Source organism: Clostridium tetani, from assembly GCF_900167265.1.
In the GTDB taxonomy this organism is placed as follows: Bacteria; Bacillota; Clostridia; order Clostridiales; family Clostridiaceae; genus Clostridium_G; species Clostridium_G tetani.
This window is the reverse complement of record NZ_FUWT01000010.1, coordinates 16,569-28,805: the sequence shown is the minus strand read 5'-3', so window position 1 is coordinate 28,805 and position 12,237 is coordinate 16,569. Positions and strand designations below refer to the sequence as shown.

The window sequence follows — 12,237 nt, the reverse complement described above, 5'->3', positions numbered from 1 at the left end:
GGTAATACATGAACTACGAAATAAAAGATTGCATTGACGCAGGCACTGAATATTGTCCCTGTCACTTAGCTGAAGCAAATGAATGTATACTTTGTTCACAGTTAAGAGACAAAGATTTTTGTGATTGTATAAATTGGAAAGGTGTTTGCATATATCAAGAATTTGTGTGGAACGGTAAAAAACCTAAAGAAGGAAGAAAAGAAATAGAGTGTACATTACTAGAGAAAGAATATCTTTATGAGGATTTAGCAATTTTAAAAATAGATGTACCACATAAATTAGCAAAGGAATTAACCTCCCCAGGAAGTTTTGTGTTTTTAAGAAATTTTTGTGAAGGACAGTTTTTTTCAGCCCCCATATCCGTTATGGAGTCAAATGTAGAGGAAAATATAATAACTTTAGCTTTAGAAATAAAAGGTATAAAAACAAAGAAAATAAATAAAGTAAATGCAGGTGAAAAAATACTTGTAAAAGGTCCCTTTTGGAATGGAATATTTGGTTTAAAAAATATAAATAAAAGCAAAGATAAAACCTCTATAGTTATAGCTAGAGGAATAGGTCAAGCTCCCATTGTACCTTTAATAAAAAAACTATATTCTAATGGGAATAAAATATATACTCTATTAGATGAAAAACCTTTTAATAAAAGCTTTATAGATAAATATTTAGAACAATACAATTGTCATGTAATTAATACTACTTTAATAGGAGATAAGGGAGAACTTACTTCAGAGTTTAAAAATATTCTCCTTTCAATTATCAGGAAAGAGGATGTAAATTTAGTTCATTCTTCGGCAGCAGATATAATAAACTACAATGTTTTAAATCTTATAGGAGAAACCATAGATTTTTCTTGTTGTAATAATGCAAAAATGTGTTGTGGAGAAGGTATTTGTGGCAGTTGTAGTGTAAAAAATAAATATTTTGATATAGAAAGATCTTGTAAATTGCAAATTGACCCTAGAAATATTTTAGAAGGAAGGAAGTTATTATGAAGGTAATAGTTATTGGTGGAGGTTGGGCTGGAGCTTCTGCAGCTATAACTGCAAAAAAAGCTGGTGCTCAAGTAATACTTTATGAAAAGACTGATATGTTAATAGGACTTGGAAATGTTGGAGGAATAATGAGAAATAACGGAAGATACACAGCAGCAGAAGAACTTATAAATTTAGGTGCAGGAGATCTTATTAAGATTACAGATAAAAATACAAGACATAAAAATATAGATTTTCCAGGGCATAATCATGCATGGCTATATGATGTGAATAAAATAGAACCAGATGTAAGAGATTATTTAAAGAGCTTAGGTATAGAAATAAATTTTATGAGCAGAGTGGTAGATATAGAAAAAGAAGATAAAACAATTAGAGGAATTTATCTTTCAGATGGAACTTATGTTAAAGGAGATGTTTTCATAGAAGCTACTGGCTCTACAGGTCCTATGGGAAATTGTCTAAGGTATGGAAATGGTTGCTCTATGTGTATATTAAGATGTCCCTCCTTTGGTCCTCGAGTTAGTATAAGTGCACGGGCCGGAGTAGAAGATTTACAAGGTGAAAGAGAAGATGATGTATACGGAGCCTTTAGTGGTTCTTGTAAACTTTGTAAAGAAAGCTTATCAGAGGATTTATTAAAGGAAATAGAAGAAAAAGGCTCTGTAGTTTTAAAAGTACCTCCTGAAGATGTTAATTTAGATAAGCTTAAATTAAAAGTATGTCAACAATATGCTCTAAAAGAATTTGCGGAAAATATCGTCCTTCTAGATACGGGACATATTAAGCTTATGTCCTCTTATTACCCTTTAGATAAGCTAAGAAAAATTAAGGGGCTAGAAAAAGCTAAATATATAGATCCATATGCTGGAGGTAAAGCTAATTCTATAAGATATCTATCCGTGGCTCCAAGAAGAGATAGTATGAAAGTAAAGGGAATTGATAATTTATTCTGTGCTGGGGAAAAAAGTGGCCTTTTTGTTGGGCATACTGAAGCTATGTGTACAGGTGCATTGGCAGGACACAATGCTGTAAGACACCTTTTAGGAATGCCTTTATTAATACTACCTAAAACCTTAGCTATAGGAGATTTGATATCCTATGCAAACTTTAAAATGGCTACAAAAGAAGGCAGAAGAAAAAGATACACCTTTGCAGGCGCAGAATACTTTGACAGAATGAAAAACACAGGGCTATATTCTACAGATAACCAAGAAATAGTTAAAAGAGTGGAAAAACTAAATCTTTTAGGCATAATGGAAGGAAAAATGGTATAAACCCTTAGTTAATGAACAAGTAACAATGAATAATGAATAATTATGGAGGATTTTCTTCCTTTCGTCAGAAAATCTTACATTTTATTAAACCCCACATTGGGTAAGGTTCTACCCAATGTGGGGTTATTTTTCTCAACTAATAGTTAACTACCAAATATTAATTACCTATTAAGAAATCTAAAATATTCCACCCATCAGAAGTCTCTCCTTTGTACAATTCTGTATATCAAATCATATTTAAAATAATATTTTTATCAAATAATAATTACCCTAATAAATTAAAATCCACCTAAAAATCTTATAAAATCAATGCACCAGTGAAATGATATAGCTGTTTCCAAATCTCTTTTATATTGTAAATAAGCCATAGATAATCCAAAAAATAAGCTAGTTAATATAAGCATTGTAATAGCATTTACTGGACTTATTATCCATAATTCAGAAAAGTGACACAAGCTATGAGGTACAACTCCTAAAAACATACTTATGACTACCATATGTTTTTTATCAATATGCTTATCTAAAATAGTAATAAATGCATTCATTATAAAAAATCTAAATATTATTTCTTCTGCAATACCTGGCTGAAGAGCTAAAAAAGCTGATGTAATTGGATTTTGCCAATTTAAATAGTACATTGTATTTTTAAAATACAAGAAATTTACAATGCCTAATGGTATACTTATAAATGCCCCTAATACAAAAGATGCTGCTGCTTTTTTAAATTTACTCTCTACCAATGAGGATTTAATATTATTATCACCCTTTGATAATAAGCATGCAGCTACAAAAGAGGAAAAAAGAATTATGGCTTCTTTTATAGTAGTACCAATATCAGATCTATTTAAAAGACTTACAGAACTAATTAAAGTTAATACTATTGCTGGAAATATAAATTCAGCTTTTATATGTTTAATTTTAATCACTATAACTATAAATGAAGCAATTCCTATTAAATACTCTGTCCACATCCATGCTCTATACATGAACATTCCATCATCTTTTACTTGTGTAACTTTAATTGATAATATATAACTAATAATAAAAACTATAAATGTAACTGCGGAAAATAAATAAACATTCCTCTTACCTTTACTTTCAGTTTTACTAAAAATATTATGATTTATTTGCATCTTTACCTCCAATCATTTAGAAATATATAACATATTATGTATTATAATTTATATTTTACCATACGATAAATTTATATGAAACCCATTATATTTATTTAATTATTAACCTAAGTATATATATTAGTTTACAAATAAAGATTTATCCAATGACATAGCCGTTTTTTACTCCCACCTTCTTCAAAGTGGAAGTGAAAAACGGCTACGTACCTGGATAACGATTTCTAGTCTTTAGAGTGAGTAAAAACTCCCTCTAAAGACTAGAACCCTGTTTATATTAAATAGATAAGCGTACTGCTGATTTTCTTTTTCTATCCATTATGTATTTTTTGATTCTTAATACTGCGTAAGTTCCAAAAATCAAAGTATAAATTATAATATCAATCCAGTGTTTATGAATTTTTGCAGAGTACAATACCATTACATGAATATATATCATAGCAAAGAATGGATAAGCTAATCTTTGAACCTTTTTCCATGTATATGCTTTCATTTTACTTCTTACACATTTAAAAGAGGTTATAAAAAGTGGTACCATAATTGATATCATAATGATAGTCAATGATACAGCTATAATATGTGTTCTACTTAAGGAACTTGGATTTAAAAATAATTTTGGGAAATAGTGTAACCCGTAAACTATATTATGCCCTATAGTTGAAATACACGCTATTATAGATATTTCTCCTCTTATACTAAACAATCTTTTTACTATTGTGTTGTTTTTTCTAATTGCTCCTAGAAACATAACGATAATAAATGTTGCTGTTGAAAAAGCTCCCCTTTTAAAAGGTCCTACAAGATAGGTTGTAATCCATTTTGGATATATTTCATACATTTTAACATTATAATAATAGATTACAAACACTGTGAGTATAATCATTAAGCAATAAAAAATCCATGAATTTTTCTTTATCTGTGCGCTTAATGTTGAATAAAATATTACTGAAAATAATAGTGATATAATAAGTATCATTTTAATCCGTTACCAAAAGTCTATAAAACCCTCTAAAAAGATTATAAAAATCTATAACTTTTGTTTCTTTCCTACTTCATAGTATCCGATTTTACCAAGTCTACTTTCATTTGTGTAACACTCCATAGGCTTTGCTATTGCCTTTGATAAGTGTTTATTTTTCATTATATTAGATACTTTTAAATCCTCCATAACTATCCTATCTGGTTTGGCTTTCACCATCTTAGAAGTAGTCTTATGTATATGATTTAATCTAATATTTTTAAGTTTACTATGAAGCTTTTTAATCTTCTTTTCAAGTTTTGCAATGTTCCTAGTTTTTTGATAACTCTCCCCCTTCTTATTTATAATATATTTTTTTGAACATTGTCTTTGAAGTCTTTTTAACTTTTTACTTAGCTTTTTAACTTTGTTTGTTTTATTAATATTTAAAGTATCTAAACCATCTATATTTGTTATTGCTAATTGTTTTCATCTAACAAAGATTACTTATAAGTATTAAGACTATTTTATAATATCACCTTGTCTTTTATTAGTCAATAATATTTTTCAATTGAAATCATTTATCAATTATTTTTTTGATAGATTTCTATATAATTCCGAAGTGATATAGCTAACAAGTTCCATATGCTCTAAAATATTCGTTTTAAACATTTCATGTAATTGGTACTTTTGTATATATTCCGTAATTATATTTCTGTCAGAAACTTTTTCATAATTATTACCATCATTCTATGAGAAATATATTTTTGGTATAAATAATGTATAAAAATAAAAAAAGATAGGCTGTCGCACTACGGAACTTACATACAATATATTGTAGTATTTATTCTTAATGCCACAGCCCTCCAAATAAATTATTTAAAATATAGTTAGATTAACGTTTATGGCAACAGCAATTTATATTTAGATAAACATTCTTAGCATATATATTAACTTTACCACAGTTTGGACATTTATGGTGCTTGTCTTTTCTTCTATCGCTGCTCTCAATAGCTTCCTTCATTTCTATTAATTCTTCTATATTAATATTATCTATCTCCATTAATTGTTCACCTCTTTTCATTTTTAACGCATAAATAACACCAACTTTTTGTAACTGTTCTTCTGTATTAATGGTGTTTACTTTTATCTTATGCACCTACTCTTTAATTTGTTCCTATATTTATATAAAATTTTATGTTTTTCTACATATTATTACAAAATACCTCAAGATGAAAAATAAGATGTTTATATAAATTATTTTAATATTTTAGTTTACTTTTAAATTTAGTTAACATAATTATTTTTAAGTAACCTTCTTATCTTTGTAATAACTATCGTACTTATAAGCTCCGCTAAATTACAAAATAATATGTATTCTTTTATTTATTCCACTTCTCAGATTCTATTTTAAAATAGAAAAAGCACCCAGAAAACTGGATGCTTCTTTTCTTCTAGCTTACTTAGTTTTAGTCATTTTTTCTTAATAAATCGTTATACTCATTAAGCAACTTGTCCAACTTTTGGCTTAATTGTATAACATTTGGGTCAAGAAGTTCATTTTTCTCATTTATAAGTTGATTCATTAGGTGTCTAACTTCTTCTATTTTGTCTAATAATAAATCTTTCTTTGACATAGTACTCCTCCTTTCTCTTTTAGATTACACATTCCGAGGAGCACTATGTAATGATTTATAAATTTAAGAAATATAGAAAACACCTGGTTTTCCAGATGTTCTAATATAATGAATATTGGAAAAAGCAATATTCATTAATTCTTTTCAATTGAATTTTACCTTTTCCCTTATAAAGTATTTCTGATATTCTTCCTTTCTCCTTTACAAAATAAAAAATACCGCATATTCACATTGAATAATACGGTGTTTTAAATAAATTATTTGATTATATAATTTTTACACGTTATAATAATATACATTAAGCAAATATATTCTGACATATTAGTTACCTATTAGAAAATCTAAAATATTCCACCCATCAGAAGTCTCTCCTTTATACAATTCTGTATACCCACATCTCTTACAACTGATAGTAATGAATTTCTTATTCTGTATATCAAATATTTTTGCAAAGTTTCCACCTGTTGCTTGAAACTGATCCGATTCGTATTCATTATTTCCGCACTTTGGACAAATGTATTGTCTTTTTTCCATTTTAATTCTCCCCTTAAACTTTTATATATATAATTATACCATATTTAAAATAATATTTTTATCTCATATTTATACATTGATATAAAGCCTTTTTGGGAAATGCCTTCTTTAATACAGGTGCTTATAAATGCGAAAGTCCCCAATACCCCTATTACATAATGAATCCAAGTATTGGCATAGGCATACATAATATATATAAAAACAATCACAGAAAATATTACGATAATAATTTCCATGTGAGTTTTTCTTGTTAGTATTATTAATTCTTTCATATATTTTAGCTGTCTTAATAGGCAGAATTATATGCTAACTTATAATTTTCTATTATTGTCAAATGCTAAATTAAAAGAACCAACTCACAAATTTTATTCATAAGTTGGTTCTATATTATATTTTATAAATTTAATTCATTGATTCTATAATATTTTGGGCAAGTTCTTCTATTGAATCCATGTCATCTTTTTTTATAGTAGAATTCAATGATATTTCATTATCTAAAATTGTCATTTCTTTCATTTCATCTAAAAGCTTATACATTAATTGTCCTGATTGAGGGGCCCAGGATCCATTTTCAATGAGAGCAAAGGTACGCTTTTGTAGATTTAATGCTTTCATATCCATAATATAATTAAACATTGGCGGATAAATGTTTAAATTGTAAGTTACAGAAGCAAGAACCACATGACTGTATTTAAATGTCTCAGAAATAAGATAAGATACATGAGTTTTTGAAACATCATACATAGCCACATTGGTCATTCCCTTTTCCACTAGCCTTGTTGCTAAATCGTTGGCAGCAGCTTCTGTATTTCCATACATTGATGCATAAACAATCATTACACCTTTTTCCTCAGGTTCATAACTACTCCACTTATCGTACTTATCAAGTAAGTAATCTAAATTATTACGCCATACTGGTCCATGTAATGGACAAATAATTTTAATATCTAAATCTGCTGCTTTCTTTAACAAAGATTGAACATGAGCTCCATACTTTCCTACAATGTTTGTATAATATCTTCTTCCCTCATCAATCCAATCTCTGTTAATGTTTATCTCATCATTAAATAACTTACCATCTAAGGAACCAAAAGAGCCAAAGGCATCGGCAGAAAATAGTATGCCTTCAGTAGTGTCATATGTTACCATAGCTTCTGGCCAATGCACCATTGGAGCAGACACAAATACTACTTGGTGTTTTCCAAAGGACATAGTGTCTCCTTCTTTAACTTCTATTACTTTTTCATCTATATTAAAACCAAATTGATTCATAAACATAAGTGCTTTTTCAGTACATATAATTTTTACATCAGGATAACGAAGAATAATTTCTTCAACACATGCTGCATGATCTGGCTCTACATGGTTAATTACCATATAATCTAAAGGTTTGTTCCCTAAAACTCCTTTAACATTTTCAATGAACTGGCGACAAATTGACCAGTCTACAGTATCAAAGAGTACAGTTTTTTCATCTAAAAGTAGATAAGAGTTATAGGAAACTCCCTTTGGAATGGGATGAATATTTTCAAAAAGGGCAAGGCGACGGTCGTTGCCACCAACCCAATAAAGGTCTTCAGTTATTTTTCTAACACAATACATGAGTTCAATCCTCCTTTAAGCTTCTATAAATTCATCTTTTTCTTCACCACAAGCGGGACATGTCCACTCATTAGGTAAGTCTTCAAATAGTGTACCAGGAAGTATTTCTCCTTCTGAATCACCTTCACCTGGATCGTATTCATAACCGCATCCATTACAAACATAATGTTTCCAATTTGGAACAATTTTTTTAGGAACAGCTCTTTTCATTTTCTTCATTGGTGGAGCCTCTTTTTTAGGTTCTCCATTATCTAAAGCCTTAATAAGTAATGGTAACACTTCCATTAAATCTCCTACTATGCCGTAATCAGCATTTTTGAAAATTTTAGCGTTAGGATCTATATTTATAGCAACAATTGTAGTAGCATTCTTTATGCCTTTTAAATGCTGACCTGCACCTGAAATACCACAAGCAATGTAAAGATTTCCGTTAAATTTTTGACCTGACATACCAACATAACGATTTAATGGTACATATCTTAAGGTTTCAGCTACGGGACGAGAAGAACCTATAGCTGCACCAGCTTGAACTGCCAAGTCTTCTATAAGTTTCATATTTTCTTTTTCTCCTATACCTAGTCCTACACTTACTACCCTTTCAGCTTTATTAATAGGAGTATCTAAAGGTATTCCAACAGTAAAATCATAACCATCTGCCTTAAGAGCCTCTACAAGGGCATCAACTCTTTCTTTAGGAGTTCCTTCATTGAACATTACTTTCTTACGATAACCTGTAGCAGGTCCACCTTGAGAAACTGTAGCTGTTTTATTAGGTTTTGCCACCTTACCAATAATATGAGAAGCAATGACAATACGTTGAATTTCATTAGTTCCTTCATATATTGTACAAATTTTAGCATCTCTGTAGGCACGCTCAACTTCCATACCTTTTAGATAGCCATTTCCTCCAAATATTTGAAGAGCGTCATTGACAATTTCAAGACAAACATCAGAAGCATATTGTTTTGCCATAGCTGATTCCATACTATAAGGTTCATTATTTTCCTTTAATTCTGCAGCACTGTAAATAAGTAATCTAGCTGCCCTGAGTTTTGTTGCCATATCAGCTAATTTAAAAGCAATGACCTGTTGCTGACAGATAGGTTTGCCAAATTGAATTCTTTCTTTTGAATACTCCAGTGCATGTTCATAAGCACCTTGGGCAATGCCGAGAGCTTGAGCTGCAATACCAATACGACCACCATCTAAGGTAGACATGGCAATTTTAAAACCTTCCCCTTCTTTTCCTAATAAATTTTCTTTAGGTACCTTAACATTGTTGAAAATTAACTCTCCAGTGGCAGAGGAACGAATACCCAATTTATCATAATGTTGACCAAAACTAAAACCTTCCCAGCCCTTCTCTACAATAAAAGCACTAATGCCACGAGTACCAATATTTGGTGTAGTAACTGCAAAGATAATATAAATATCAGCCTTGCCTGCGTTGGTTATAAATATTTTACTACCATTTAGAATATAATGGCCTCCTTCTAAAACAGCAGTAGTTTCTGTACCACCAGCATCACTACCGGCATTTTCTTCTGTTAGACCAAATGCACCAAGTTTTTCTCCCTTTGCCAGTGGAATTAAATATTTTTGTTTTTGTTCCTCTGTTCCATAGTCAGCAATTGGATATGCACCTAAAGATGTATGAGCTGAAAGAATTACTCCTGTACCACCATCTACTCTAGATAATTCTTCAACAGCAATTGCATAGCTTATTACATCTAAACCAGCTCCACCATATTCTTTAGCATATGGAATTCCCATCATACCCATTTTAGCTAGATTTTTAATAGCCTCTGTTGGAAATTCATTTTCTTTATCCAACATAAATGCTATAGGTTTAACTTCTTCTTCTGCAAATTCTCTAATTTTACTTCTTAAATTTTCATGTTCTCCTGTAGTCTTAAAAAACATATACTTACCCCCTTTAATTTCACTATAATATTTACCATATTCGAGATATCATTGAAAATATACCTTAAGTATCTATTTTTATTATATACCTTTTAAGTATACATTTCAATACTATTTTTAACTAATCTTCGTAAGAATTTGAATATTAGTATTAGGGGACGGTTAATGAAAATTTATCAATTACATGATAAATTTTCATTAACCGTCCCCTGCTTTTTGTTTTTTATAAATTTACTATTGTATCTAGGGCAACTTCCATCATTGCTTTAAATGTAGTTTGTCTTTCTTCAGCACTTGTAACTTCATGTGTTACAAAATGATCACTTACTGTTAATAATGTTAAAGCATTAACTCCATATTTAGCTGCAATTGTATATAGGGCTGCTGTTTCCATTTCCACTCCCAAACATCCGTATTTAGCCCATGTTTTCCAATCTTCTTTGTCATCATCATAGAATATATCTGAACTATATATGCTTCCAACTTTAGGTTCAAATCCCTTTTCTACTGCTATATCATAAGCTGGTTTTAATAGATCAAAACTTGCTGTTGGTGCAAAGGTTCTTCCTTTGAATGGTACTAAATTAATGTTTGAATTTGTACAAGCTGACATGGCAATTATTAAATCTCTAACCTTAACTTTTTCTACATAACTTCCACAAGTCCCAACTCTTATTAGATTTTTGACTCCATAACTTTCGATTAATTCAGTAGCATAAATTGACATTGATGGAATACCCATTCCTGTTCCTTGAACTGAAACTCTTTTACCTTTATATGTTCCTGTAAATCCATACATACCTCTTACTTCATTGTAGCAAACTACATCTTCTAAAAATGTATCTGCGATAAATTTAGCCCTTAGGGGATCTCCTGGTAATAATATACTTTCTGCAATGGCACCTTCTGGTGCATTAATATGAATACTCATTTTAAACCCTCCATATAGTTATTTTGTAAAGTATTAAAGAAGTTTTTCTAATACTGATTGTCCAATTGTATTTTTAGGCATATCTATTTCAAAATTTTCTGCTATGGTAGCTCCTATAGTGGCAAAACTATTACTTGTTTCCATTAACCCATTTCCTGTCATAGAAGGTGAGTATGCTAAAAAAGGAACATATTCACGAGTATGATCAGTACCTTTATAAGTTGGATCATTTCCATGATCCGCAGTAATTATTAATAAATCATCTTCTTTTAATTTATTTAATAATTTTTCTAAGTTAACATCAAATTTTTCTAGTTCTTCTGCATAACCTATTGGATTTCTTCTATGTCCCCATAAAGCGTCAAAATCTACTAAATTAACAAAACATACTCCTTTAAAATCTTTATCCATTATTTCCAAGGTTTGTTCCATTCCATGTACAGAGCTCTTTGATGCATTTGACTCTGTTATACCTTCGCCATCAAATATATCCTTTATTTTTCCAACAGATATTACATCTAATCCATTATCTTTTAAAGTATTAAGAACAGTAGTTCCATATGGTTTTAGAGCATAATCATGTCTATTACTTGTACGCTTAAATTCTCCTTTTTTCATTCCCACATATGGTCTTGCTATAACTCTTCCAACTTTCCATTCATCTTTAAGGGTTAAATCTCTTGCAATTTCACAACAACGATAAAGTTCATCTAATCCAAAGATTTCATTTTCTTCATGACCACAAATTTGTAAAACAGAGTCTGCTGAAGTATATACAATCATATCACCTGTTTTTATTTGATGTTCACCAAGTTCATCTAAAATTTCAGTACCACTAGCACTTTTATTTCCTACAATGCTACGACCTGTTCTCTTGGATAATTCATCTAATAATTCTTGAGGAAATCCTGTATCTGTAAATGTTTGAAAAGGCTTTTCAATTTTAAGACCCATCATTTCCCAATGACCAGTCATTGTATCTTTTCCCACACTGGCTTCCTTCATTTTCATAAAATAAGCTAATGGTTTTTCAACTGGCTCCACATGATTTATTGAATGTAAATTAGCCAGTCCTAGTTTTTGTAAGTTAGGAATATTGAAGCTTTCTACAGATTCTGATATATGTCTTAAGGTATCTACACCTATATCGCCATATTCTTTTGAATCTTCAGTTTCTCCAATTCCAAGTGAATCTACTACAATTGTAAAAATTCTATTATACTTTTTCATAATTTCCCCTCCTAAGTTGTAAA

Annotated in this window: 12 protein-coding genes and 1 pseudogene; 2 read left to right on the top strand and 11 right to left on the bottom strand. The window is 30.0% G+C overall.

The window, feature by feature from the left end; all coding sequences use genetic code 11:
• The first annotated feature begins 8 nt into the window (after positions 1 to 8).
• Both B5D21_RS08660 and B5D21_RS08655 read left to right on the top strand, forming a co-directional pair.
• The gene (locus tag B5D21_RS08660) at positions 9 to 995 is read left to right on the top strand and encodes a sulfide/dihydroorotate dehydrogenase-like FAD/NAD-binding protein (protein ID WP_011099603.1); all 987 of its coding nucleotides are present in this window, start codon (positions 9 to 11) and stop codon (positions 993 to 995) included.
• Entirely contained in the window at positions 992 to 2,269 is a 1,278-nt protein-coding gene (locus tag B5D21_RS08655; RefSeq protein WP_011099604.1) for an FAD-dependent oxidoreductase, read from the top strand. The genes B5D21_RS08660 and B5D21_RS08655 overlap by 4 nt, the downstream gene beginning before the upstream one ends.
• Before the next feature lie 157 nt (positions 2,270 to 2,426).
• Here B5D21_RS08655 and B5D21_RS14500 read toward each other — a convergent pair.
• The 11 genes and pseudogenes from B5D21_RS14500 to B5D21_RS08605 all read right to left on the bottom strand — a co-directional run.
• Positions 2,427 to 2,492 (bottom strand): annotated as a pseudogene (locus B5D21_RS14500) (zinc ribbon domain-containing protein); the annotation flags it as partial.
• A 55-nt stretch (positions 2,493 to 2,547) separates the two neighbouring features.
• A complete protein-coding gene (locus B5D21_RS08650; RefSeq protein ID WP_035124842.1) occupies positions 2,548 to 3,402 on the bottom strand; it encodes a CPBP family glutamic-type intramembrane protease in 855 nt (284 codons plus the stop codon).
• Positions 3,403 to 3,676: 274 nt separating this feature from the next.
• Positions 3,677 to 4,237, bottom strand: coding sequence for a ferric reductase-like transmembrane domain-containing protein (locus B5D21_RS08645; RefSeq protein ID WP_197538928.1), 561 nt, complete (start codon positions 4,235 to 4,237; stop codon positions 3,677 to 3,679).
• A gap of 189 nt (positions 4,238 to 4,426) precedes the next feature.
• Positions 4,427 to 4,597, bottom strand: coding sequence for a hypothetical protein (locus B5D21_RS14495; RefSeq protein WP_317722889.1), 171 nt, complete (start codon positions 4,595 to 4,597; stop codon positions 4,427 to 4,429).
• Between the two features lie 655 nt (positions 4,598 to 5,252).
• A complete protein-coding gene (locus B5D21_RS08635) occupies positions 5,253 to 5,516 on the bottom strand; it encodes a hypothetical protein (protein WP_035109803.1) in 264 nt (87 codons plus the stop codon).
• A 310-nt stretch (positions 5,517 to 5,826) separates the two neighbouring features.
• On the bottom strand, positions 5,827 to 5,994 hold the full coding sequence (locus tag B5D21_RS08630; RefSeq protein ID WP_035109802.1) for an aspartyl-phosphate phosphatase Spo0E family protein: 168 nt from the start codon (positions 5,992 to 5,994) through the stop codon (positions 5,827 to 5,829).
• 321 nt (positions 5,995 to 6,315) lie between these two features.
• Positions 6,316 to 6,528: a zinc ribbon domain-containing protein gene (locus B5D21_RS08625; RefSeq protein ID WP_023438304.1), complete on the bottom strand. Its 213-nt coding sequence runs from the start codon at positions 6,526 to 6,528 to the stop codon at positions 6,316 to 6,318.
• Between the two features lie 402 nt (positions 6,529 to 6,930).
• Positions 6,931 to 8,130, bottom strand: coding sequence for an FprA family A-type flavoprotein (locus tag B5D21_RS08620; RefSeq protein WP_011099607.1), 1,200 nt, complete (start codon positions 8,128 to 8,130; stop codon positions 6,931 to 6,933).
• Between the two features lie 15 nt (positions 8,131 to 8,145).
• Positions 8,146 to 10,053, bottom strand: a complete 1,908-nt coding sequence (locus tag B5D21_RS08615) for an acyl-CoA dehydrogenase family protein (protein ID WP_011099608.1) — start codon at positions 10,051 to 10,053, stop codon at positions 8,146 to 8,148.
• A 223-nt stretch (positions 10,054 to 10,276) separates the two neighbouring features.
• The gene (gene deoD / locus B5D21_RS08610) at positions 10,277 to 10,984 is read right to left on the bottom strand and encodes a purine-nucleoside phosphorylase (RefSeq protein WP_011099609.1); all 708 of its coding nucleotides are present in this window, start codon (positions 10,982 to 10,984) and stop codon (positions 10,277 to 10,279) included.
• 33 nt (positions 10,985 to 11,017) lie between these two features.
• Positions 11,018 to 12,214, bottom strand: a complete 1,197-nt coding sequence (locus tag B5D21_RS08605; protein ID WP_011099610.1) for a phosphopentomutase — start codon at positions 12,212 to 12,214, stop codon at positions 11,018 to 11,020.
• Positions 12,215 to 12,237: the final 23 nt, after the last annotated feature.